This window comes from Streptococcus sp. 27098_8_12 (assembly GCF_041432115.1).
Lineage (GTDB): Bacteria > Bacillota > Bacilli > Lactobacillales > Streptococcaceae > Streptococcus > Streptococcus parasanguinis_V.
Window position 1 is genome coordinate 112027 of the sequence record NZ_JAPVZA010000003.1, and the last position, 25470, is coordinate 137496.

Genomic DNA, 25470 nt, shown 5'->3' on the forward strand with positions numbered 1-25470 from the left:
CATTCTTATAAAATAAATAAGAAAAACAAACGATATAGTCCATCACTAGTAACAAGAAATACTAGAAGTTGAAAGATATAAAAACATTTAAATGGAAAGCATAGCAATAAACAAAACAGTCAGTAAAACGATGGTTTTGTTGTGTTGTTTCACTTGCTTTCTAATTTCCTCTTTTGACTTTATCCGCAGACGCCCTTTGTATTTTGATTTAGTCATGGAACTTCTAATAAGTTCGCTGACGTCCGTACTCACTTAAGGAAAGTTTTTTATATGACTTTATCTTCAATCTGAGACCGTTAAAACCTCTTTGTTTGAATCTTTCTAACTGAATTGGACACAAAAAATCCACTCACTCGGGGTGAAATGGATTGTTTCTTCATTAACGGTTCAACAAGAAATTGAACAATTTTTCGACAATTTTTACGACCAACCAGCATAAGAATCCGATATAGCTAAAATAGAAAATGAGTGACAAAATCGTAATAATCATGGTTTCCTCCTTCGTCGATTGCAAGTACTTGTCTTATTATACCTTTTTATGCAATCGAACTCAATAGAATTTTGAAAATTGTCTGATTATTCTTTTTCTTCTTTAGCTTCTTTGGCGTCTTGATCTGCTTCTTCACTGCCTTTATTGACAGCTGTCTTAAATTCAGCAAACATTTTGCCGATGGACTGGCCCAACTCAGGCAGGCGTTTTGGTCCAAAAATCAAGAGGGCGCCCAGGATGATGATGATCAAACCTGGTGCTCCAATATCACGTAAAATTCCCATTAGTTTCTCCTTTTTCTTGAATAGATGACTTTACTGAAGGCGACACTGACTTCAAATAAGAGGATCAAAGGGAGTGTCATGGCCAAGTCACTGATAAAGTCTGCAGGGGTTAGCACGACGGCTAAGACCAGCAGAACAAAGTAAGCATAACGTCGGTAGGTTATTAAAAACTGTGGTGTCAAAAGTCCAATCGAGGTCAGAAAAGCGACCAAAACTGGTAACTCGAACAAGACCCCTAAAGGCAAGGTAGTGTGCCATAAGAAGGTTAGATAATTTTGTGCTGTTAATTGGGTATCAAACAGCCCTTCTCCCAATCGCATCAGGACCTCTAAAATAGCTGGACTGACAAAGAAATAACCAAATGCAAGCCCCAGTACAAAGCAAATAAAGCTAGCTGGGATGTAGGCAAAGACTGCACGCGCCTCCTTCTCCCTCAAAGCCGGCCTTACAAATTGCCAAATCTGGTAGACAATAAAGGGCAAGGTCAGGCTAAAGGATGTGAGATTGGCCAGCGATACATAGATCCAGAGAATATCATTCGGTCCCAGTACCAGCAGTTTTTGATGCAGGCTAGCCGTCAAGGCTTGATAGATTTCTCCTCCAAATACAAATGCTAGGATGAAGACGATAATATAGCACAAGACCACTGCGATCAATCGTTTTCGAAATTCGACCAAATGTTCAACAATAGTCATTTCATCTGCTCTACTCTTTGCCATGTTGTCTCACCGTAACGAGTGCGATCAAGGCCACAAAGATACCTTGAGGAAGAAGAACTTCCCAGCTTGGATAGATCCCCGCCCAATCGATGGTTGGAAGTCCATTGACCAAATGGCTAGGTAGGATATTGGTCAACTGCAGGGCGTGAATGCTGACACCGAGCATCTTGAAGGCCAAAGCGTAAATCAACCACGTCAGAATGAAAAAGATTCGATGAGGTTGGATAGCTTGACTGGCCTTGGTCATGGCCAATGCAATGATGATGAGAACGGCTATGGCAAACCCTATTCCCAGTAAGAAATTCGCGGTTGTAATCCGCGGAATGATCCCAACATAAAAGAGAATAGTCTCAGCCCCTTCACGAAAGACTGCTAAGAAACTGAGAGCAAACATCGACACAAAGCTTCCAGTAGACGTCACTGTCTTCATTTTACGTTCCATAAAGGCATTCCACTGTTTGACAGAGGACTTGCTGTGGAGCCAAATTCCGATGAGAATCATCATGACCACAGCGAAAATCCCAACGCCACCTTCAATGATTTCCCGATTAGACCCCGAAGTAACGGCTGGAAATGCTACTTGCAAAACAAGAGCAATCGCTGCACTGGCAAGAACACCCGCAATAGCTCCACCGTAAACCCATTTAAGGCCTTTCCTCATCTTAGCAGCCTTAAGGGTCGTCACAAGTGCCATGACGATCAGAAGGGCTTCTACTCCTTCACGCAAAAGAATCAACATGGCATCAAAGGCGTTGTAAGAAGCTGTCGTATCGATCGCAGACAGGTCTCTGATCAATCCTTGTAATTTCTCTTGATAGGCCTTCTCTTTCCCCTTGACCATAATGACCGGGGATTCGCTCTCTACGCGCGTGTAGAGACTGGGATTGGTCGTGCTGACATCCCCTTCGATAGTTGGCCAGATGGTGATAAACTGCTTCATAGTCGCTGCAGCAGACTTATCGTCGCCGGATTGGAATTGGCTTTGCGCCTTCTCCAAAAGCTTGATCCCATCGTTCAACGTCAAATCCGTACTGGCATTGCTAATGGCTTCTCCTTTTACAAAGGCATCAATCCCATTTTTGAGGTCATCATAAGAGGACTGGATGTTGGTAAAATCGGTAGGCTCTGTTTCAATACTACTGCGCAAAAGCGAAATGGCCGTCTCGATTTTACCATAGTAGGCTGTGCTGTGATCTCTGACCACCGCTTCGTTTCGCGTCCAGGTATTATTGAGATCGGCATAGGTTTGACGAGTTTCATCCAGATCCTTAGCCGTAATGGCCTCTTGTAGGTTCTTAAAGTAAGGAGCGAGGCGACTCACGAGTTTGTCTTTTTCCGCCTCTAAATCGACCGGATTTTGTTCTTTTTCAAAAGCGAGCAAGGCTGATGAGATCTTGGTGAGATCGTCTTTAGTTACCTCCCCTTTTATAGCTAAGGCTTGGCTAACTTTTTTCCCTGCCTTGGAATCATGGTGGTCTTTGGATTCAAAAGCAGCCTGAATCTCAGCGATTAATGCCTTGGCCTTATCCTGGTTCTTATTTTCTACAGCGGTTGTTGCATCTGTAATCTTGATAAAGAGATCGCTATAAGACTCCGCAGCCACTGGATGAGTCCAGAACAAAGCAAGAAGACCGAACAAGATCAAGAATTTATTCAAAGAGTGCTTGACCAAGATACCCTCCTTTCTCAACACCTGCAAAGCAAGCAAAGAGTCCACTTCCGATATGGGTGATGTACTCGTTCATTTTGTCGACTGCGCCCAAGTTGGTTTGGATTTTGACAAAGCTGTTCGGATCCTTTTGAAACGCGATAAAGATCAAGCCGGCATCAAATTGCCCAGTCTGTTCATTGATACCATCTGAATAAGAATAAGACCGCCGTAAAATTGGTCGATCCACTTCTTTGGCCAAACGGACATGTGAATCTACTGGTAGTTTAGATAAATCTACTTCATCAAATTCGTTGGTTTTACCAAAGGGAGCACCGGACTCCTTGTAGCGACCAAAGGTATTTTCCTGCTCCTGCAAATTCGTTCGGTCCCAAGTTTCCAAGTGCATTTGCACTAAGCGAAGAGCCATATAGGAACCACCCTTCATCCAATCCTTGCTGTCAGTCCAGACGACCTTGTCAAAATCCTTCTCCGTCGTGACATTTGCTGTTCCATCCTTGAAACCAAAGAGGTTGCGGGGCGTTTCTTTTCGGTCACCAATAGCCGCAAAGCCTGATTTGCTCCACTTCATGGTAATGGTATTGCGACCCTTACGAATCAGATTTCTCACCGCATGAAAGGCAACTTGCTCATCATCTGCACAGGCCTGAATGACGATATCACCACCAGTGTATTTGTCCTGCAACTGCTCCTTTGGAAATGGGGGCAAATCACGAAAGAGCTTGGGACGTTTGGACTCCAAGCCCAGCTTCTTTAGAAAGAAAGCAGAAACCCCAAAAGTCAGGCTCAAGCGATAGGGGTTAAGTCCTACTGTTTCACCAGTATCCGTTGGTGGCAAGAGGGCATTGGAACCATCTTTTTTGACCAACTCTCCTTCGACTAATTTACTACTATAATCAGTCCAGTCTTTAAAGAGCTGGATGATTTCTTTTTTGTCCGTCGTGTGAAGGTCTAATACCACCAAGTAGCAAGCCTTCTGCATAGGAGTCGTAATCCCTGCTTGGTGCTTGCCATAAAAGGAGATGTCTTCATCCCCATCATAAGCTTTTTTGCTGGAACTGTCTTGATTAGCGAAAAAAGCAGATGCACCAGAGAGGCCCAGCGCTAGACCAGCCCCTCCAATACCTGCTTTTTTAAGAAATTCACGACGGTCCATTTTTTTATCTAAAAATTTTTCGTCAGCCATTTTTCTTATTTCCCATCTAAAATCACACCCATTTGAGACAAAGGTTCACCAAGTTTGGTCACAGCTTCTGCCAATTCCTTGGTATCTTCCTTGGATAAGTCTGTGTAAGACTTATAGTTTGAATCATCTGTCATGTGTTTGTCCAATAGAGCATTGACATTTTTGAATTCTGCTTCCAAGGTTTTAACCAATTTAGAATCTTTTTTCTCAATCAAAGGTTTAAAGAGAGAGAAGATCTTTTCAGCCCCTTCAATATTGGCGCGGAAGTCGTAAAGATCTGTATGAGAGAAGACTTCTTCTTCACCTGTAATCTTTTGCGTTGCCACTTCATTGAGCAAATCAACAGCTCCGGTCAACATGATATCCGGTGTTACTTCTACTGTAGCAATTTTAGCTTTCAACTCCTTAATATCGTTCACCAGTTGGTCAGCGTATTTGTCTGTTCCATCTGTAGTATTGTTTTCCCAAAGGATACGCTCAATCCGGTGGAAACCTGACCAGCCATCTTCTGATTTATTTTCATCCACATAATCCACCAAACGGTAGTCGATCTTGACATCTGATTCCCCGAAGGTTTCAGCAATTGGTTCGGAACGTTCATAAGCCATGCGGATCAAGGGGTATTGCTTTTTAGCTTCTTCCAAATTTCCAGCTTTTAGGGTATCTCGGAAACCTTCTGTATCCTTGAGCAATTGGTCAATTTGCATTTCAACAAAGTCTTTGTATTCCGCTGTCGCATTGTCCAAGGTCTTCTGGTCATCCTTTGACAACTGCACCGTTGAGCTGGTTTGCGTCTTTTGATTCGACTGTTTGCTAGTAGAATTCGCACATCCTGCTAAAAGAGCAACACTCAATAAGAGTAGACTATATTTTTTCATGAAAGACTTCTCCTCATTTGTTCTTGCCCTTATTTTACCAGATATTTTCTCATTTTTCAATAATTGTCTGAAAATTTAATAATAGAAAAACTTTTCTTTGAATCTGTCTTTTACAAAAGGATATCCTTGACCCGTCCGATTTCGGATTCTTTAACCACCACAAAGATGCTATCCCCTAGATACAAGCGGGTTGCACCATTGACCGTATAGCTCTTACCGCTTCGCATTTGCGTGGTGATCAAGATATCTTGAGGGAGGTGCAGTTCATGAACTTGCTTTCCTGCAATCTTTTCTGATACAGGGATCTCAATTAAAGTCAACTCTCCTTCTTCTTGCGCCTTATCCGGCAACAATTGCTCGAGCATGGCTTCATAGACTGGCGCTCCATGGAAGAGATCCATGATCATATAAGCCAGCAAGGTCACCATACCTAGGGGCATTAAACTGCGAATATCACCGACCATCTCTGTTACCAAGATCATCGCTGTTAATGGAGCTTTTGAAATAGCCCCAAAATACCCACTCATTCCTAAAATGATGAAAAGAGGCAGCTGATTTTGAGAGATAAAGCCAATGTTTTGGAGGAAGGTTCCAACGATTGCCCCTAAAAGTGACCCTAATGCTAGTATGGGCAGGAAGATGCCACCTGGCAAGCCACTACCATAGCTCAACATACTCCAGATGAAACGAATCGCAAAATAGAGAAGGATGGTCAGCACTGGATACGGTACTCGAGCTAAATCCAAGACCAATTGATTCCCACCACCAAGAATTTGAGGCAGCAAATAACCGATTGGAAGAATCAAGATAAAAGCAAATAAAGAAGAATAATGAGTAGGAACATGGAAAATCTTTTCTAGCAAACGATACAGTTGACCGATATTGAGAACCACTACTTCGTAGACATAACCCGCTGCCCCTAAAAAGACTCCTAGAAAAAGATAAATCCAGTACTGAGACAGATGGAGTGGCGGAATATTTTGTGGCATATGAAGCACTGGTGTTTGACCAAAGACATTGAGTGAAATAAAATTAGCCGTCAAACTAGCAGCTAAGGTCGAAATCCAAAAGAAGCGTGAAAAATGATGGTAGACCTCTTCAACCACAAATAAGAGACCAGCAATAGGCGCATTAAAAGCAGCCGCAAGACCAGCAGCAGCCCCACTTGCTATCAAAGACCGCTCCTCAACCGGACTGACCTTCAAATGATGGGCCACTCCTTTTCCACCCATCGCTCCTAATTGAATACTAGGACCTTCACGACCAAGCATCAAACCACTTCCGATGGCCAAGACACCTAGAATATACTTCTTCCACAGGGTATCCCACCAACTCACCGCCAAGAGTCCCTTGAGTTCTGCTTCGACTTGTGGAATACCTGATCCCTTGATATCCCGATTGGTGCGAATGAGGCGACCAGCAAGCAGTACGACCACCCCATACCCCAACAGCATCGCTGGCAAATAAAGTGGTTGACCAGACATCTCCTTGTAGACGCCCTGAACAAAATGAAACAAATGCTCGATCAAAAAACGAAAACTCGAGACGATGCATCCCACAACAATCCCAACCAAAACACCTCTGACAATATGGGCCACAATTGAACTAGAGGCAAATTGAAATTCATTTTTAAAGGCTTCTTCTTTAGCAGACATTCCCTAACTCCTTCAAACTCTTATCCTATTCATTATACCTTATTTCACTGCCTCTGAATACATGCAAAGACAGAAAAAAACAAAATCACCCTTGTTAGTTTTGTTTAGAATGTAGACAAACCATTTTATCAAGTAAAATAAGTTAAGAAATTCTACAAAGAAATATAAATATGTTCTATTTATTATGGAACGAATAAAGAAAAGTCAAAACTTTCCGCTGTGAGAAAAGTGCCTGAAACAATACAGTTTCAGGCACTCGGAATTATTGAGACCTTAGGCTCAATAATTAGTCATGGAACTTCTACGAAGTTCGCTGACGTCCGTACTCACCTAAGGAAAGTTTTTAATAGAACTTTAGCTATTATTCAGCAGTTAAAGCTGCCATTGTGATGTAGTTGTAAGGTTTGTTGAAGTGTGGCAAGAAGAACAAATCAGTCAAAGCCAATTTATCAATCGTCACGTGTTCTTGAATCGCAAGTGAGAACATGTGGATAGCCATTGAGATGGCGCTATCACGGGATACCATTTGAGCTCCAAGGATTTGACGTGTGTCTTTATCATAAACGATCTTGATACCAACTTCGTAGTTATCGTGTTTGATAAATTCAGGTTTTTGAAGGTCGTTGAAGCCAGTTTCAGTGGCATTGAAGCCTGCAGCTTTCGCTTTTTCAAGCGTCAAACCAGTTGAAACCATGTGAAGGCCGTAGATAGAGATACCGTTAGAACCTTGAACACCGATTCCTTCTAATTCATGACCAGTCGCATTGTAGGCACCGACAATACCAGAACGAACCGCATTAGACGCAAGAGCGATGTAGCTCATTTCGTTACGAGCGTTATCGAAGATAGTCGCACAGTCACCAACTGCGTATACACCTGGAAGTGACGTTTCTTGTTTCTTATCAACAAGGAAAGCACCATTGCGGAAGAGTTCGATCTTACCATCAGCAAGAGCTGTATTAGGACGGAAACCAACAGCCAAGATAACCATATCTACATCGAAGGTTTCTTTATCGGTTACAAGGCGTTCTACCTTACCATCTCCTTCAACCGCTTGAACCGTTTGTCCAAGTGCCAAACGGATGTTGTGGTCTTCTAAGTTTTTCGCCATGATGTCAGTGAAGTCTTTGTCGTAGTATCCATTCAAGACAGTGTCCACGATATCCACCAAGACAACATCTTTACCAAGACGTTCGAAAGCTTCCGCAAGTTCAACACCGATGTAACCACCACCAACGACGGCGATACGGTTCAAGTGTTTGCTGTTATCTTTCAATTTTTCTATCACTTCTTCAGCGTTTTGGTACAATTTAACGAATTGAAGATTTTCAAGAGTTGCTTTGAATTCGCGGTTACCAGGTACGATTTCAACTCCTTTAATTGGAGGAATGATTGGTGTTGATCCAGTCGCAAAGATCAATTTTTCATAAGATTCTTTGTGTTCTTTTCCATCAACTTCCGCTGTAACCACTTTGTTGTCATAGTCAATTGAAAGAACAGGTGAATTCATGTAGACTTTTGCACCTTTTGCTTCCAATTTTTCTTTGTCAGAGTAGAAAAGACCTTCAGGACCATCGATTTGTTCACCGATCCAAAGCGCCATCCCACATCCAAGGAATGAAATGTTTGAGTTTTGGTCAAAAACTACAATTTCATTTTCATTTCCGAAATTATCTAACATAGTGTTGATACAAGCTGTTCCGGCATGGTTAGCCCCTACAACAACGATTTTACTCATAGAATAAATCCTACCTTTAATTTAATTTACTTCTTGAGTATATCATAAAAATGATATCGGTTACAATTATTTTGCTCAGAATTTGTGATCTTTTTTTCAATTTTCCAGAAAATCACACTTCACATGTTTCAAAAAATGTCAAACAATATGCTTGAAAGGATTGTGAAAACGATATCTTTTTGATATACTGTAAGTAAGTGAAAATAGGAAAGGATAGATTTTTAGTGGACCTAAGTAGTCGATCCGAACGGTTGATGGGAACGACCATCACTGTTTCGATCTGTCACCCACAAGCGAATGAACTCTTAGCCCGCTGCTTTGAACTTCTTCGCTCCTACGAACATCGCTTCAGTGCTAATGATGCAAGTTCTGAACTCATGGAGGTCAATCACCAAGCTGGTATTGCTCCTGTCCAAGTACATCCAGATCTTTTTGAACTGATTGCATTAGGAACCTTGCATAGTCAAGCTCAGAACAGCCATTTAAACATCGCCATTGGTCCTCTTGTACAGACCTGGCGAATTGGATTTTCAGATGCTAGACGTCCCCAGCAAGGGGAAATTGATCAAGCTCTGGCCAAGATCGATCCTCACCAAATCCAGCTCGACCCAGAAAACCATACGGTCTTTCTGACGCGTCCTGGAATGAAGATTGATTTGGGAGCCTTGGCTAAGGGCTATAGTGCGGACTGTATTGCAACCTTTTTAAAGAGTCAGGGAGTAACAGATGCCTTGATCGATCTTGGAGGAAATATCCTCACTGTCGGTCAACACCCTATCAAACAACAGCCTTGGCGGATTGGCATTCAAAATCCAGTCGAAAAAAGGGGTCAGCACCTACTGGTCCTCTCTGTCAAGGATAAATCTATTGTCACCTCTGGCATCTACGAGCGTCATTTAGAAGTTGACGGCCAGTCGTTTCACCACATTTTTGATAGCGCGACGGGCTATCCGGTCGAGACAGACTTAGCCAGTATCACCATCATATCTGATCGATCCGTAGACGGGGAGATATGGACTACCCGCTTGTTCGGGGAATCTCCTGCTTCTATCCTCAACACTGTTGAATCACTTCCTGGTATAGATACCTTATTGGTTTTTCAATCAGGCAAGATCGCCTATACAAGTGGGCTTCAATCTTATTTATAATTCTCCTATCAGAAAGGAATATTCCATGATAAAACTTATTGCGATTGTGGGGACTAACTCCAAACGTTCTACAAACCGTCAACTGCTTCAATACATGCAAAAACATTTTGCTGATAAGGCTGAGATCGAATTGGTCGAAATTAAAGATATCCCTGTCTTTAACAAACCAGCCGACAAACAAGTGCCTGAAGCTGTCTTGGATATTGTTGCAAAAATTGAAGAAGCTGATGGGGTCATTATTGGAACTCCAGAATACGACCACTCTATTCCAGCAGTCTTGATGAGTGCACTCGCTTGGCTCTCATATGGAGTCTTCCCATTGTTGAACAAACCGGTCATGATTACTGGGGCATCATACGGTACGTTGGGATCTTCACGCGCCCAACTCCAACTTCGCCAAATCTTAAATGCTCCAGAAATTAAAGCGACTGTTTTGCCAGATGAATTCTTGCTCTCTCATTCATTGCAAGCCTTTGATCAAAATGGAGACTTAGTGGATTTAGATGTCATTCAAAAATTAGATGCCATCTTTGATGATTTCCGTGTGTTTGTAAAAATCACAGACAAATTGCGCAACGCCCAAGAATTGCTTCGAAAAGATGCTGAAGAATTTGACTGGGAAAACTTGTAAGATAGGAGACAGAAAAGAATGAAATTTGTTGGACTTGTAGGATCGAACTACGATCAATCATATAACCGTAAACTTTTGGAATTCATTCGCCGCCAATTTAAAATCAAATTTGAATTGGAAGTTCTTGAAATCGACGAAGTTCCAATGTTTAACCAAGATGAAAAATGGGACGAAAGTTTCCAATTGCGTCTTTTATATAACAAAATCACTCGTGCAGATGGTGTTATCATTGCCACTCCAGAGCACAACCATACGATCTCTGCTGCTCTCAAGTCTGTTCTTGAATGGCTATCTTTCGAGGTGCATCCATTTGAAAACAAACCGGTTATGATCGTCGGTGCTTCTTACTATGATCAAGGAACTTCACGTGCACAAGTTCACCTCCGTAAGATCCTCGATGCCCCAGGTGTCAATGCTTATACCCTTCCAGGAAATGAATTCCTTCTTGGAAAAGCAAAAGAAGCTTTTGACGAAAACGGCAATATCATCAACGAGGGAACCGTCAAATTCCTTGAAACCTGCTTGGATAATTTTATGAAATACGTTGAGGTTGTATCGAAATTGAAAAAACCAAAACCAATTGAACCAGAAGACTTGGATTGTAATCATCCAATCGCTACAACTGTTACTGAAGTCGATCCTGACGATCCAGATTGGGTAGAAAAAGTAGCTGAAATCACTGGTGCCGTTTCTGGCGATACCTATGTCAAACTCGACCACGGTATCCTAACTGTTAACCAAATTGATATGTTCTTAAAGGCTATGCCATTTGAATTGACTTATGCCGATGATAACAACCAATTCCTCTACTACAACAATGCCCATCAAGATCCAGATACCATGTTTGCTAAACGCGTGCCACCTCAATCAGGAAGCCGGATGTCAACCGTTCACGGCTCCCTACCACCAGCACGTATGAAAAACGTGGAATGGGTGATTGGTACCCTTCGTAACGGTAACCAAGACTATGTTCGGACCATTGTTCCAGGATCTCCTGAAGGCGTGATCAACACTCACAACTACCAAGCTATGTACTATGAAGATGGTTCTTACGCTGGTATCAATGAGATTGTCTTCAACTTCAAACCATGGTTGGACTGGTACCTGCAAACAACAGGTCAACGTCTAGTTGGCGGAAGCGGTCCATTTGCTCCTGCTGGTGGACACGGTAGTGCAGATGCAACTTCTGGTGCTTCTGATGCTGGAGGACATGGTGACGGAGGGCACGGAGATGCCGATGCCACTTCTGGTGCAAGCAACTAAGAAACTAGAAAAAATGAAGCTTCGTGCTTCATTTTTTATTGTAACTCCTTGATGATCTTCTTAGCATCTTCGTTTGAAATAGCCCCTAATTGGACATGTCCAATTTTCCCATGACTGTCTATAAAGACTTCTGTAGGAATAGAGCGAACCTGATAATCTGCAAATGCAGAACCATCTGGATTGTACAAGACCGGTACTGACTTGTAATCTTGTTGATCAAACCATTTGACGAATTCTTCTTCTGTTTTTTCACCTTGGAGTCCTGGTGCCATAATGGTCAGAATTTCAAAGTCTCTATCTGTATCCTTGACCAATTTCTCTAATTCGGGCATACTTTGCCGGCAAGGGCCACACCAGGTTGCCCAAAATTTCAAATAAACCTTTTTCCCTTTGTAGTCTGAAAGTTTGACCGTATTCCCCTTCATATCCTTTAGTTCAAAGTCACTGGCGTCTTTTCCCACCAAAGGATTCTTATTCGTTGTTGTATTCATTGTTGGCTGATTGTCCATACCACTCTCACTGGATTGATTCATGGAACAAGCTGACAGCAAAGCTAGAGAAATTACTGAGAAACAAGCGTATTTAAAACCTTTCATCATGCGTTAAACCTCCGGAATATTTTATGAAAAGATAGATGACAAACTGTTCAATTGTCCCAAAAGTAAGAGAATTCCCATCAGAATAATGATGGCTCCGCCGATTTTCTTCAGCAATAACAAATGGGGTTTGAGACGATTAAAGTAAGGTAGGACCAGACTAGATGCTAAGGCCAACAGTAAAAACGGAAGAGCCATTCCCAAGGTATAAACAAGGAGATAAATAGCTCCCATAAGAGCATCTTGTCCATCTGATGCTGCTAAAGCAAGAACTGATCCTAATACCGGACCAATACAAGGCGTCCAACCAAAACTAAAGCCAAGACCAAGGAGAAAAGCTGAAAACAATTCATTCTTCTGTTTGTTGGCTCCAAAATCTACTGATTTTTGCTTTTCAAGGAAATGAAAATGAAAGACTTCCATTTGATGAAGACCAAGGATAATGATGAGGGCTCCCATCAGATAACGGAACCAATTGGTGTACATGATCTTTCCTAGCAAACCCGCTCCAAAACCAATGAGGAGGAAAATAACAGAAATACCGGCAATAAAACAAAGGGTTTTCAACAAGCCATGCCAGCGAATTTTTTTCCCGAACAATCGGATAGCCTTTTCCTGATCACTTCCTAGCAAGATTCCAATATAAACCGGTAGCAAAGGAAAGACACAGGGAGAAAAGAAAGACAGAATACCCGCAAGAAAAACTGTCAATGAAAAAATGATTGGATTCATAGTTCACTCCGTATATTGATATGCTACATTCAGTATAGCATTGACTGACAAAAAAGAAAAATTTCTGCTACGTTTTTTTACTAAAGTTTGGATTTGGGTACTAGTTTCAAAAGAAAGACCCTAAAGCCAATAACTTTAGAGTCTAAGTTGTGGTGAAAAACTAAAAGAATATATAAGGCACATTCAAGTATACATTGAAACTTTCCGCCGTGAGAAAAGTGCTAGAAACAGTGATGTTTCTAGCACTCGGGAGTTTTGAAACCTTAGATTCAAAACTAAGTCATGGAACTTCTATGAAGTTCGCTGACGTCCGTACTCACCTAAGGAAAGTTTCTAAGAGGATATTATCTTCAATCTATTTCTAAAGCACAAAACTTTAGAGTTTCTAATATAACTTATTTTTCTGCTGTTTGTTTATTTGGTAATACGAGCGATAAAAGAATCCCGATGACTACTGGCACTAACCATGGAAGAGATTGAGCCGCAAATGGAAGCAAAGCAATCCCCTTTTCTACTAGAGAAATTTTAAAGGTACTTGCCAGAACACTTGCAAGAGAGACCAAGCTAGCCAAGAAAATAGTCAATTGCATTCCTGGTTTTGAAAGAGCCACAAATTTATTCACTATCACAATCAATACAATGGTAATGGTGATTGGGTAAAGAATCATCAAGACCGGCAATGAGAAAGCAATAATGGTATTCAAGCCAAGGTTTGCAATCGCAAAACCAATCAGAGTGAAGACACTTGCATAGACCTTGTAAGAAACCTTAGGGAAGGTGCTATGGAAGAATTCACTAGTAGAGACGATTAAACCAGCGGTTGTGGTAAAGCAAGTTACCGTCACCATTCCTGCTAGGAAAATCTGAGCAGTCGGACCAAAGATCGCTTTGGTCGCTTCTGATAATACATAAACCCCTTTATTGCTATCAGATGCCATAACGGAAGCCGGAATTGGAAAATGATTCCCCAGATATCCTAAACCGATATACAGCACACTAAAACCAAGGGCTACAACAATTCCAACCAACCAAATGGTCTTGATATATTCTTTCTTACTTGAAAATCCAAGTTGATTCAAGGTAGTCACTGCGATCACACTAAAGGCAACAGATGCCAAGGCATCCAAGGTATTGTACCCCTCTAAAAATCCTTGCCCAAAGGCAGATGCCTGATAGGCTTTTGTGGCCACCATTGGAGCATGTCCACTGTATTTCAGAGCCCCAAGAACGACCAAGATCAAAATGAGAATCGCAAAGATCGGGGTCAATATACGACCAATCCGATCTAGAATCTTAGATGGATTCAAAGCAATCAGAAAGGCTAGCAAAAAATAGACCAGGGTAAAAATGAAAAGTGCTAAACTGGCATTCATTCCACCTAATAAGGGGGCTATCCCCACTTCGAAAGATACCGTCGCCGTTCTTGGAATGGCAAAGAAAGGACCAATCGAAAGATACAGCGCAACTAAGTATACAATCGCGAAAACAGGTGAAATCTTACGAGAAATCTCATGAATATATCCTTTGGGATTAAGTGTCCCGATAATCAAGGTCACAATGGCAATTCCCACGCCTGAAAGGACAAACCCAGCAATAGCTGGCCAAAATTGATTACCCGATAAAGCACCAAGAGCCGGTGGGAAAATCAGGTTTCCAGCACCAAAAAAAATACCGAACAGTAATAAACCTGTCAGGGAACCTTTTCGTAACATACTATCTCCTTAAAAAAACGATAATCTTAACTTTATCAAATTCATTTGAAGAAAGCAACTTATTTGCATGAACAATCCGCTAGTTCTATCAGTCATTATGGTACAATGGATGTAAGATTTTACGAGGTGCAAAACATGTATCTATATCTATTCTGGTTATTTCCAGCTCTTATCTTTTTATTGTTCTTTATGAGTGATCGCAGAAGACTGTTCAATGCTTATCTCTTTTCGATAAACCTAGGGCTTCTTCTACTGATTTCTGCATTTTTACTAGTCGTTCGAACTGAGCTATGGTTTAATCAACAAATTGCAATGATTGTCTTTGTGGTGATTTCCATCCTCGTTTTTCTCAGCATTATTTTCTCCTCTCTTTTTCTTCTCTTTAACGGCCGTCAAATGATGCTTTTTGAAGGAAAAAGACTGGCCAACCTCCTATCGCTGCTCTATGGACTGTTTATTATCGGAGCTTTGGCACTACATTTTCTACCCTATTTCCCAGGGAATGACATCCTCATTTATCTGACTGACTTTGCCCTATTTTACATGACCTTTCTCTACCTCTCTTATGTATCCTACGGGACCTTTTGCAATCTCTTTCCAGTTCGCAAAGAGCCGGACGCCATTATCATTCTTGGCTCAGGTTTGATCGGAGACAAGGTTCCCCCACTCTTGGCCCAGCGTCTTGATAAGGGAAAGGCCATTTATGAGCAGTTCGACGGACGACCAAAGCTGATTGTTTCTGGTGGCCAAGGGTCAGATGAGCTGATCGCTGAGGCGGAAGCTATGGCCAGATACTTAATGGAACATGGGGTTCCTGAATACGCCATTCTCATCGAGAATCGCTCTCGTACTACTTTTGAAAACCTGACCTTTAGCAAGCGTATCCTTGAAAAAGAGGGGCTGGGCAAGAGAGTCCTTGTAGTAACCAATTCTTTTCACGCGCTCCGTGCAGGTGTCTTTATGAGACGATTGAAAATACCTGGTCGAAGTATCGGTTCAAGAACAGCTTTTTACTATCTCCCATCCGCTTGGATTCGAGAAACCGTCGGCTTGGTTTCACTCTATTGGAAATGGCATGTTGCCTTCCTAGCTCTTCTGTTTCTGCCTTGGTTCTTTACACAAATCATGAAACTGATTGAGTTCTTAATGCTATATCTAAACTAAAAGAGGCTGGGACAAAAGTCCTAGCCTCTCAATTGTTTTTGGATGTCGAGCAAGACGCAGTGGTTGAGTGGGCTCTACTACGCTGATTTCATCAGCTTTTATAGCCCTACTCAACTGTGCGGAGGTGGGACGACGAAATCGAATTCTAACGAATTATCGATTTCTGTCCCACTCTCTTTCTTTTCTAGTGGTCACTAAAGCGTCTATATTTAATGCGGAAATCGAAATAATTTTCTTCCTGCAGTTTACGGAAAATATCGCGATAAGCCTCTTCATCAAATTGATCGCCTCGATAAAGAATCTCAAAACTCAGATCATCGTATTCTAAAAAAGCATTAGCAGTTTTAAATCCATTTCGCTTATAGAAATCCATCCGAGACTGACGCTGCTCTATATTGTCGCATTCTTCATCTAAACGTTCCACTTCAAGAATCATGGTCCTTTGGTAAAATTCCACCAATTTTTCAATGATTTCTTGACCATATCCGTGGCTTCTTAAATGTGGCATAATGGCAAAGAAACTTACATAAAAAGCTTTCTGATTATAGATTGAAAAAGCAAATCCGACAAATTCTTCCTCGTTATAAAAAGCAAAGAAATTGGCATCGTCATTGTCCGTATAGCGTAAAAATTCTGACAAAGGAACACGCTCTTCTTCTGGAAATGCTTCGATATTCAGCCTTTCGACCTTATCCAGATCTGGGAACGTTTCCGTGATTAATTGGCTCGTTAAGCTCATAAGGCCTCCTTTTCTGACACGATTATATCAAAAAATGTAAGGGGATTCAACTACCGATGCTTGTCGCTGGTTACTGAAGTTGGTATAATGGCACTATGAAAAGAATTCAACGTGTGAACCTCATAGATGGTCCTATTTTACCCACTCTTTTAAGTTTTGCCTTTCCTATTCTTTTATCCAATATCTTCCAACAACTCTACAATACCTCGGATGTCATGATTGTAGGACGATTTTTAGGTCAAAAATCATTGGCCGCCGTTGGTGCGACCTCCGCTATTTTTGATCTGATTGTTGGATTTGCTGTCGGTGTTGGAAATGGGATGGGCATCATTATCGCGAGAAATTATGGAGCTAAAAACGATGACCAATTACGAAAATCTGTCGCAGCAACTGCTGTTATTGGCGGCATCCTTAGTCTCTTCGTGATATCTATTGGTGTTGTGGGTCTTTATCCCCTTCTCCAGTTTTTAGGGACCCCACCAGCTATTATAGCTCAGTCCTATCTCTATATCTCCACCATAGTCAATGGTGTAGCTGTGACCTTTGCCTATAATCTTTGTGCCGGACTTCTCCGAGCGGTTGGCGATAGCTTAGCGGCACTCTATTTCTTGATTATCGCTGCTGTTCTCAATATTCTTCTTGATCTTTATTTTATTACCCAACTCCATCTCGGAGTCCAATCCGCTGGGATTGCGACCATTATTGCGCAAAGTTTTTCTGCACTTCTTTGTTTCTTTTATATTCGCAAAAAAGTGCCTTTCCTCCTGCCAAATCGAAACGATTTTGTTTGGGATCAAAGACTCTATCAGGACTTAATCAGTCAGGGATTTACCATGGGGCTCATGTCTTCTATTGTCTCTATCGGAACAGTCATCTTACAATCAGCTATCAATAAGCTTGGAATGACCATCATTAGTGCTCAAATCTCAGCTCGTCGGATCATGTCCTTTGCCCTTCTGCCAATGGCTGCTATTTCCACTAGTATGACGACCTTTACCTCGCAAAACTTTGGTGCCAAACAATTCCGACGCATTCAAAAAGGCGTTAAACAAGCTTGTCTCCTCTCCTTCGTTTGGTCGATCATTGTTGCCATCCTCCTCTTCTTTACAAGCCCGTACTTGACAAGCCTCATATCTGGATCAACCAATCCTAACTTGATCGCAAATGCCAGTCTCTATCTGCAAATCAGCTCCTGCTTCTATCCGGTCTTAGGATGCCTCTTGATTTTAGGAAATTCCCTCCAAGGTATCGGTCGAAAATTGACTCCTTTGATTTCTAGCTTTATCGAGTTAACAGGAAAAATTCTCTTTGTATTTTTCATTATCCCTCATACAGGCTATATAGGAGTCATTCTTTGCGAGCCTCTCATTTGGATTCCAATGACCCTCCAACTTTGGTTTACCTATCACAAAGCCAGCCATAAGCTCCTCTCATTATAAAACTCGTCTAGTACATAACAAAATAACTTCTGCTCATTTGAACAGAAGTTATTTTTTGTCATCAGACGACTATTAGAACAAGCCGATCGCTGTTCCGTCAGCAGCCACATCCATATTTAAAGCAGCTGGACGTTTTGGTAAACCAGGCATGGTCATTACATCCCCAGTCAAAGCGACAATAAAGCCTGCTCCCAATTTTGGAACCACTTCACGAATAGTGATTTCAAAGTTTTCAGGAGCTCCCAAGGCATTTGGATTATCGGAGAAGCTATATTGTGTTTTGGCCATACAGATTGGCAACTTATCCCAACCATTTTTCACGATTTGGGCAATTTGTGTCTTAGCTTTCTTCTCAAAGTTTACCTTGCTACCACGGTAAATCTCCGTCACAATTTTTTCAATTTTTTCTTCTACAGAAAGGTTGTTATCATACAAACGTGTGTAGTTAGCTGGACTTGTTTCAATGGTCTTAACCAGCGTTTCAGCAAGGTCAACTCCACCGTCAGCACCATTCGTCCATACGCTCGCAAGCTCTACTGGTACCTCAATTTCAGCACACAATTCTTTCAAAGCAGCAATTTCTGCTTCTGTATCGGTGATAAATTCATTGATGGCAACTACTGCAGGAATACCAAACTTACGAATATTTTCAACGTGACGTTTTAAGTTGGCAAAACCAGCACGAACAGCCTCTACATTTTCTTCAGCCAGAGCATCCTTGGTAACTCCACCATTCATCTTAAGGGCACGAAGTGTCGCTACGATCACTACTGCATCTGGAGAAGTAGGCAAGTTTGGAGTTTTAATATCGAGGAATTTTTCAGCACCAAGGTCAGCACCAAATCCTGCTTCTGTAATCGTATAGTCAGCTAAATGAAGAGCTGTCGTCGTTGCTAATACAGAGTTACATCCATGGGCAATATTGGCAAATGGACCACCGTGAACAAAGGCAGGCGTTCCATAGATGGTTTGAACCAAGTTTGGCTTAATCGCATCTTTAAGGATCAAGGCAAGAGCCCCTTCCACTTCCAAATCACGGACATAAACTGGACTGCGATCATAGCGGTAGCCAATCACAATATTAGCCAAACGACTTTTCAAATCTTCAATATCTGTCGCCAAGCAAAGGATAGCCATAATCTCAGAAGCAACCGTAATATCAAAACCATCTTCACGCGGAATCCCATTCAAAGGACCGCCAAGACCGACAGAAACATGGCGCAAAGCGCGGTCATTCAAATCCACTACACGTTTCCAGATAATGCGACGTTGGTCAATACCGAGCTCATTTCCTTGATGCAAATGATTGTCAATCAAAGCTGAGAGAGCATTATTAGCCGTTGTGATGGCATGCATATCCCCTGTGAAATGAAGGTTGATGTCTTCCATCGGTAGAACCTGGGCATAACCACCTCCAGCAGCACCACCTTTAATCCCCATAACCGGTCCTAAAGAAGGTTCGCGAATGGCAATCATGGTTTTTTTACCGATTTTATTCAAAGCATCTGCCAGACCAATGGTAATGGTTGATTTCCCTTCTCCAGCTGGAGTTGGGTTGATCGCAGTGACTAAGATAAGTTTTCCTACTGGATTTTTCTCAACTTCACGAATCTTATCAAAGCTCAATTTCGCCTTGTATTTTCCATACAATTCAAGATCATCGTCTACCAAACCGATCTTCTTAACAACGTCCACAATCGGTTGGAGTTCAATGCTTTGAGCAATTTCGATATCTGTTTTCATAAGGGACTCCTTTATATTTGATAGATCTATTATACCTAAAATTCGCGAAAATGACATGGTTTTTCCACCTTTTGAATCGAACGTTCGTTTTTTATCTAAATTTTATGGCTACACATAGCTAATCCTAATAGCTTCAGAACTTTACTTACGTATCTTTTTTGTGTAAAATAAGCATATGCATATTTTAATTACATCAGGCGGGACGAGCGAAGCCATTGATAGTGTTCGTTCGATCACCAATCATTCCACCGGGAGCCTAGGGAAAATCCTTGCAGAAATGGCTCTTACAAAGGGACATCAGGTGACCTTGATCACAACGCCTACTGCGCTTAAACCCGATCCTCACCCACACCTACGTCTTCTATTGGTCAAGAATGTCGAAGAACTAGTCGCACAAATGAAAACGGAAGTCCCTGATCATCAGGTTTTGATTCACGCTATGGCTGTTTCAGATTACACACCTGTTTACATGACAGGCCTTGAGGAAGTTGAGAAAGCTCAAGATCTTCATTCCTTTATCCATCGTGAAAATCAGGAAGCGAAAATTTCTTCCAAAGAAGAATACCAAGTACTCTTTCTAAAGAAAAATCCCAAGATTATCTCGCTCGTCAAAGAATGGAACCCTGCTATTCAACTGATTGGCTTTAAGCTATTAGTCGACGTTTCTTCTGAAGAGTTGATCCAGGTAGCGCGTGAAAGCCTCGTTAAAAATCATGCCAGCATGATCGTTGCCAATGATCTGACCAAGATTCAGAACGGTCAGCATCAAGCCTATCTAGTGACAGACGATCAGGTCCTAGAAGCTTCTACGAAAACAGAAATCGCAGAGGCTATCCTACGTTATATCAAATAAAAAGGAACATATGACACACATTACTTTAGCGGTTACCGGTAGTATTTCCGCCTATAAGGTTGCTGATATTACCAGCCAACTAACCAAATTGGGCTTTGAAGTGAAGGTCCTCATGACTCCTTCAGCCCAAAAATTTATCACCCCTTTAACCTTGCAAGTTCTTTCAAAAAATCAAGTCGGGCTAGATGTTATGATGGAAGACGATCCACAGCGGATCGAGCACATCAACATTGGGAAAGAAACTGACCTCTTTCTTGTCGCGCCAGCCAGTGCCAATACCATTGCTAAATTGGCTATGGGACTGGCAGATAATATGGTCACAAGCACAGCTCTAGCCTTGCCACAAAGAACTAAAAAATTACTGGCCCCTGCTATGAATACAAAAATGCTAGAACATCCCGCTACCCAACGAAATCTAAAGCTCTTACAAGACTATGGTTACCAGATCATCCAACCTCGTGATGCTGTTCTTGCTTGTGGGGACAAAGGTGCTGGAGCTCTAGCGCCTGTAGAAACTATTGTAGAAACTGTTAAGGAGAATTGTTTATGAGAAAATCATCTTCTATTTCACGAATTGCCATCTTTTTTGCGGTGATGATCACCATTCACTTTGTGACGTCCTTCATTCTGCAATTTGTTCCATCAGGAATTCAACCAACCTTGGTTCATATTCCTGTCGTGATCGCCTCTATCATATACGGTCCACGGATTGGAGCTATCTTAGGACTCCTCATGGGACTCTTTAGCCTCACTATGAATACCCTGGTTATAACACCCGCCAGCTATCTCTTTAGTCCCTTTGTCCCTCACGGAAATCTCTACTCCCTTATCATTGCCATTGTCCCTCGGATTCTCATCGGGGTAACCCCTTACTTCTTCTATCGCTGGATTCGCAATCGTACTGGACTTGTGATCGCTGGAATTGTCGGCTCTATGACCAATACTGTTTTCGTTTTAAGCGGGATTTACTTCTTCTTTGGTAACAGTTTTGGAGGGGGGATTCAACATTTCCTAGCCTTGATTGTATCTACCAACTCTCTCATCGAAGTCATTGCGACAGTACTCATTACCAGTGCAGTCGTTCCATCTCTTGAAAAATTAAAATAACCTTTCAAGCCAAGACCAATTTATCTTGGCTTTTTTTGATGGTGAATTAGCTCTATTTTTTTGAAAAGATTTACAATTATCGCTAGAATTTTCTGAAAAAATTTGCTATAATGTAAGCGATTAAATTATAAGCAAAAAGGAGACGCTTGCATGACCTATCAAGAAAACTACCAAAAATGGCTCGACTTTGCTGAATTACCAGCTTACCTTCGTGATGAGTTGGTCGCAATGGATGAAAAAACAAAAGAAGATGCCTTCTATACCAACCTTGAATTCGGTACAGCTGGTATGCGTGGATTAATCGGTGCTGGTACCAACCGTATTAATATCTATGTTGTTCGCCAAGCAACTGAAGGGTTGGCCCAATTGATCGACTCAAAAGGTGAGGAAGCGAAGAAACGCGGCGTTGCGATCGCCTACGACAGCCGTCACTTCTCTCCAGAGTTTGCTTTTGAATCTGCTCAAGTTTTAGCTGCACACGGAATCAAATCTTATGTATTTGAAAGCCTACGTCCAACACCGGAATTGTCATTTGCTGTTCGTCATCTTCACACATTTGCTGGTATCATGGTAACCGCTAGCCACAACCCTGCTCCATTTAACGGATATAAGGTATACGGTGAAGACGGTGGACAAATGCCTCCAGCAGATGCTGATGCATTGACAGATTACATCCGTGCTATCGAAAATCCTTTCACTGTACAATTAGCTGACCTTGAGGAAAGCAAGGCTAGCGGTCTCATCGAAGTTATCGGTGAAAATGTCGACGCTGAATACTTGAAAGAAGTGAAAGGCGTAAACATCAACCAAGACTTGATTAATGAATACGGACGCGACATGAAGATTGTCTACACTCCACTTCATGGTACTGGTGAAATGTTGGCTCGTCGTGCTCTTGCCCAAGCTGGATTTGAAGCTGTTCAAGTTGTTGAAGCTCAAGCTGTTCCAGATGCTGACTTCTCAACTGTTAAATCTCCAAACCCTGAAAACCAAGCTGCCTTTGCTCTTGCTGAAGAGCTTGGTCGCAAAGTAGACGCTGATGTATTGGTTGCAACTGACCCAGATGCTGACCGCCTTGGTGTTGAAATCCGCCAACCAGACGGTTCTTACCTAAACCTTTCTGGTAACCAAATCGGAGCGATCATTGCTAAATACATTCTTGAAGCTCACAAAACAGCTGGTACACTTCCTGCCAATGCTGCCCTCTGTAAATCCATCGTATCAACTGAGTTGGTGACTAAGATTGCAGAAAGCTACGGCGCAACGATGTTTAACGTCTTGACTGGTTTCAAATTTATCGGTGAAAAAATCCATGAATTTGAAACACAACACAACCACACTTACATGCTTGGTTTCGAAGAAAGCTTCGGTTACCTCATCAAACCATTCGTACGTGACAAAGACGCTATCCAAGCTGTTCTTATCGTTGCTGAAATCGCAGCATACTACCGCTCACGTGGTATGACTTTGGCAGATGGTATCGAAGAAATCTACAAACAATACGGCTACTTCGCAGAAAAAACCATCTCTGTTACCCTTTCTGGTGTTGACGGGGCTGCTGAAATCAAGAAAATCATGGATAAATTCCGTGGCAATGCTCCTAAACAATTCAACAACACAGACATTGCTAAGACAGAAGACTTCTTGGAACAAACAGCTACTACTGCTGACGGCGTTGAAAAATTGACAACTCCTCCAAGCAACGTTCTTAAATACATCTTGGCTGATGATTCATGGTTTGCCGTTCGTCCTTCAGGTACAGAACCAAAAATCAAATTCTACATCGCTACAGTTGGTGAATCTGAAGCAGATGCTAAAGAAAAAATTGCAAATATCGAAGCAGAAATCAATGCTTTTGTAGGCTAAAACACGAGGCTGGGACAAAAATCCTAGCCTCTCAATTATTTTTGAATTGTCGAGCAAGACGCAGTGGTTGAGTGGGCTCTACTACGCTGATTTCATCAGCTTTTACAGCCCTACTCAACTGTGCGGAGGTGAGACGACGAAATCGAATTCTAACGAATTACCGATTTCTGTCCCACTCTCTCTTTCTTTCGTAGCAAATACCAGCGATTTTATAGAAAATATGGCATACTAGACTTAGAAGAAAGCGAGGTAATCTCATGGAACAATTTTTAGAAGATATTAAAGATCTTGAAGTCACAACTGTCGCGCGTGCGCAAGAAGCGATCGATCAAAAAGAAACAGCAACCTTCTTTATCGGACGCAAGACTTGTCCTTACTGCCGGAAGTTCGCTGCTAAGTTAGCAACTGTCGTAGCTGAAACAAAAGCTCATATCTACTTCATTAATAGTGAAGAACCAAGTCAGCTAGACGCATTACAAGCCTTCCGCTCAACTTACGGTATCCCAACTGTCCCAGGATTTTTACATGTCGAATCCGGTGAAGTCACTGTTCGTTGCGACTCATCCATGTCTGAAGAAGAAATCAAAGCATTCGCTCATTTATAAAAAAATTAGCTAGAGATCATTCTCTAGCTAATTTTCATTTTCCGAAAAAGTCGTCCAAATCTTCTGCTGGGGTTTAGCAAAAGGATAATTGGAAAATTCTTCTGGTGTTAACCAAACAGTCGATTCACTTGCTGGTTGCTCTCCTTCTTTTACTAGGCCGTAACGAAGTTGAACCTGCCACTTGCGATGCGAAAAGACATGCTGGACGATAGGATACGATCTGTCCTGCCATTCAATGGCCAAGTCATAGTCCTGTTCAAAAGAAAGAATTTCGGGGTTACTCTCTGCATCCCCCTTCCCATCCAGTAGAGATAACTGACCTAGGTTCTCAGATAGGCTATCCACTTCGATCAAGGGGAAATGCCAGAAACCTGATAAAAGCCCTTCTCGCTCATTTTTCTCCAACAAGTAGCGTCCTTGACTATCCTTGATAATAAAGGCTGTGAGATAGACAGGTACCGGTTTCTTCTTAGGAGCCTTAATGGGATAACGATCCATGGTCCCATGTTGATAGGCCGCGCTAAACTCCTTAACAGGACTCTCTTCTGGCCGTGGATTGACTGGGGACTCAATATCTGAACCTAAATCCATCAAGGCCTGATTGAAATCACCCGGGCGGTCTGGATCGATCAAGACTTCCATCATGGCCTGAAAAATCTTGCGATTAGTCGGGACTCCGATATCGTAGTCCACCTCAAACAAACGAGCTAAAACCCGCATGACATTGCCATCCACTGCTGGCTCTGGCAAGCCAAAAGAAATACTGGCAATGGCACCAGCTGTATAAGGTCCAATTCCCTTCAGTTTAGAGATAGTCTCATAGCTTGATGGGAAAACACCCCCATGGTCCTCCATGATTTGCTGGGCAGCTTTCTGCATATTGCGGACACGTGAGTAATAGCCCAAGCCTTCCCAAGCTTTTAAGAGTTTTTCTTCAGGAGCTTGAGCCAAATCAGCGATCGTCGGAAACCAGTCTAAAAAACGCTCATAATAAGGAATAACCGTATCCACTCGTGTTTGCTGGAGCATAATCTCTGAGATCCAAATTTTATAAGGATCCTGGGTCTTTCTCCAAGGGAGATCCCGTTTATGGGCATCATACCAGGCTAATAACTTTTCTCGGAAAGAAGCAATTTTTTCCTCCTCCCACATGGTAATCCCGTAATCTTTTAAATCTAACATATTCCTAGTATACCATAGAATGAGTTAGAGTTTAGAAATTCTGATTTTATAAAGAAAAAGAGGCTGGGACA

The 25470-nt window shown here is 42.0% G+C and carries 23 protein-coding genes; 10 read left to right on the plus strand and 13 right to left on the minus strand.

All coding sequences use genetic code 11. The features are described from left to right. Positions 1–576 precede the first annotated feature (576 nt). The 7 genes from O3629_RS02070 to nox form a co-directional block, all read right to left on the minus strand. Complete coding sequence (locus tag O3629_RS02070) at positions 577–774, minus strand: twin-arginine translocase TatA/TatE family subunit (RefSeq protein ID WP_023918087.1); 198 nt, start codon at positions 772–774, stop codon at positions 577–579. Beyond that, complete coding sequence (gene tatC / locus O3629_RS02075; RefSeq protein ID WP_223141909.1) at positions 774–1493, minus strand: twin-arginine translocase subunit TatC; 720 nt, start codon at positions 1491–1493, stop codon at positions 774–776. The genes O3629_RS02070 and tatC overlap by 1 nt, the downstream gene beginning before the upstream one ends. Next, complete coding sequence (locus O3629_RS02080) at positions 1480–3165, minus strand: FTR1 family protein (RefSeq protein ID WP_371608646.1); 1686 nt, start codon at positions 3163–3165, stop codon at positions 1480–1482. The genes tatC and O3629_RS02080 overlap by 14 nt, the downstream gene beginning before the upstream one ends. Further along, entirely contained in the window at positions 3143–4348 is a 1206-nt protein-coding gene (gene efeB, locus O3629_RS02085) for an iron uptake transporter deferrochelatase/peroxidase subunit (RefSeq protein ID WP_371608647.1), read from the minus strand. Before efeB ends, O3629_RS02080 begins: the two co-directional genes overlap by 23 nt. 5 nt (positions 4349–4353) lie before the next feature. Beyond that, a complete protein-coding gene (gene efeO, locus O3629_RS02090; protein ID WP_371608648.1) occupies positions 4354–5226 on the minus strand; it encodes an iron uptake system protein EfeO in 873 nt (290 codons plus the stop codon). A 110-nt stretch (positions 5227–5336) separates the two neighbouring features. Further along, positions 5337–6881: a ClC family H(+)/Cl(-) exchange transporter gene (locus tag O3629_RS02095; protein WP_302692717.1), complete on the minus strand. Its 1545-nt coding sequence runs from the start codon at positions 6879–6881 to the stop codon at positions 5337–5339. A 361-nt stretch (positions 6882–7242) separates the two neighbouring features. Then, positions 7243–8619, minus strand: coding sequence for a H2O-forming NADH oxidase (gene nox / locus O3629_RS02100; RefSeq protein WP_003001563.1), 1377 nt, complete (start codon positions 8617–8619; stop codon positions 7243–7245). A gap of 224 nt (positions 8620–8843) precedes the next feature. Between nox and O3629_RS02105 the strand changes: the two genes are divergently transcribed. From O3629_RS02105 to O3629_RS02115, 3 genes are read left to right on the plus strand one after another with little or no spacing between them, the layout of a single operon-like run. Beyond that, entirely contained in the window at positions 8844–9767 is a 924-nt protein-coding gene (locus O3629_RS02105) for an FAD:protein FMN transferase (RefSeq protein ID WP_338146957.1), read from the plus strand. A 25-nt stretch (positions 9768–9792) separates the two neighbouring features. Continuing rightward, positions 9793–10398 (plus strand): NADPH-dependent FMN reductase, encoded by a 606-nt coding sequence (locus O3629_RS02110; protein ID WP_021153165.1) that lies wholly within the window; start codon positions 9793–9795, stop codon positions 10396–10398. Between the two features lie 18 nt (positions 10399–10416). Further along, entirely contained in the window at positions 10417–11661 is a 1245-nt protein-coding gene (locus O3629_RS02115) for an NAD(P)H-dependent oxidoreductase (RefSeq protein ID WP_049507732.1), read from the plus strand. A gap of 35 nt (positions 11662–11696) precedes the next feature. Here the strand turns inward: O3629_RS02115 and O3629_RS02120 are convergent, their stop codons facing one another. The 3 genes from O3629_RS02120 to brnQ form a co-directional block, all read right to left on the minus strand. Then, complete coding sequence (locus O3629_RS02120) at positions 11697–12260, minus strand: TlpA disulfide reductase family protein (RefSeq protein ID WP_083312671.1); 564 nt, start codon at positions 12258–12260, stop codon at positions 11697–11699. Positions 12261–12281: 21 nt separating this feature from the next. Beyond that, the gene (gene ccdA2 / locus O3629_RS02125; protein WP_003007221.1) at positions 12282–12989 is read right to left on the minus strand and encodes a thiol-disulfide oxidoreductase-associated membrane protein CcdA2; all 708 of its coding nucleotides are present in this window, start codon (positions 12987–12989) and stop codon (positions 12282–12284) included. Between the two features lie 395 nt (positions 12990–13384). Continuing rightward, positions 13385–14701, minus strand: a complete 1317-nt coding sequence (brnQ, locus tag O3629_RS02130) for a branched-chain amino acid transport system II carrier protein (RefSeq protein WP_371608649.1) — start codon at positions 14699–14701, stop codon at positions 13385–13387. Positions 14702–14836: 135 nt separating this feature from the next. On the opposite strand from brnQ, the gene O3629_RS02135 reads away from it, so the two are divergent. After that, positions 14837–15865: a YdcF family protein gene (locus O3629_RS02135; protein ID WP_371608650.1), complete on the plus strand. Its 1029-nt coding sequence runs from the start codon at positions 14837–14839 to the stop codon at positions 15863–15865. 184 nt (positions 15866–16049) lie between these two features. On the opposite strand, the gene O3629_RS02140 is transcribed toward O3629_RS02135, so the two are convergent. Continuing rightward, on the minus strand, positions 16050–16604 hold the full coding sequence (locus O3629_RS02140; protein ID WP_371608651.1) for a GNAT family N-acetyltransferase: 555 nt from the start codon (positions 16602–16604) through the stop codon (positions 16050–16052). A gap of 95 nt (positions 16605–16699) precedes the next feature. Here O3629_RS02140 and O3629_RS02145 point away from each other — a divergent pair, with 95 nt between their 5' ends. Continuing rightward, positions 16700–18043 (plus strand): MATE family efflux transporter, encoded by a 1344-nt coding sequence (locus tag O3629_RS02145; protein ID WP_371608652.1) that lies wholly within the window; start codon positions 16700–16702, stop codon positions 18041–18043. A gap of 72 nt (positions 18044–18115) precedes the next feature. Here the strand turns inward: O3629_RS02145 and O3629_RS02150 are convergent, their stop codons facing one another. After that, the gene (locus tag O3629_RS02150; RefSeq protein ID WP_371608653.1) at positions 18116–19786 is read right to left on the minus strand and encodes a formate--tetrahydrofolate ligase; all 1671 of its coding nucleotides are present in this window, start codon (positions 19784–19786) and stop codon (positions 18116–18118) included. Positions 19787–19961: 175 nt separating this feature from the next. Here O3629_RS02150 and O3629_RS02155 point away from each other — a divergent pair, with 175 nt between their 5' ends. From O3629_RS02155 to O3629_RS02175, 5 genes are all read left to right on the plus strand, one after another. Continuing rightward, a complete protein-coding gene (locus O3629_RS02155) occupies positions 19962–20639 on the plus strand; it encodes a phosphopantothenate--cysteine ligase (RefSeq protein ID WP_371608654.1) in 678 nt (225 codons plus the stop codon). 10 nt (positions 20640–20649) lie between these two features. Next, the gene (coaC, locus tag O3629_RS02160) at positions 20650–21189 is read left to right on the plus strand and encodes a phosphopantothenoylcysteine decarboxylase (RefSeq protein WP_371608655.1); all 540 of its coding nucleotides are present in this window, start codon (positions 20650–20652) and stop codon (positions 21187–21189) included. Then, positions 21186–21746 (plus strand): ECF transporter S component, encoded by a 561-nt coding sequence (locus O3629_RS02165; RefSeq protein WP_155124925.1) that lies wholly within the window; start codon positions 21186–21188, stop codon positions 21744–21746. Before coaC ends, O3629_RS02165 begins: the two co-directional genes overlap by 4 nt. Before the next feature lie 150 nt (positions 21747–21896). Beyond that, a complete protein-coding gene (locus O3629_RS02170; RefSeq protein ID WP_049499034.1) occupies positions 21897–23612 on the plus strand; it encodes a phospho-sugar mutase in 1716 nt (571 codons plus the stop codon). A gap of 257 nt (positions 23613–23869) precedes the next feature. Further along, on the plus strand, positions 23870–24217 hold the full coding sequence (locus O3629_RS02175) for a thiol reductase thioredoxin (RefSeq protein ID WP_003011784.1): 348 nt from the start codon (positions 23870–23872) through the stop codon (positions 24215–24217). A gap of 27 nt (positions 24218–24244) precedes the next feature. On the opposite strand, the gene mutY is transcribed toward O3629_RS02175, so the two are convergent. Further along, positions 24245–25399: an A/G-specific adenine glycosylase gene (gene mutY / locus O3629_RS02180; protein ID WP_070665860.1), complete on the minus strand. Its 1155-nt coding sequence runs from the start codon at positions 25397–25399 to the stop codon at positions 24245–24247. Between the last annotated feature and the right edge of the window lie 71 nt (positions 25400–25470).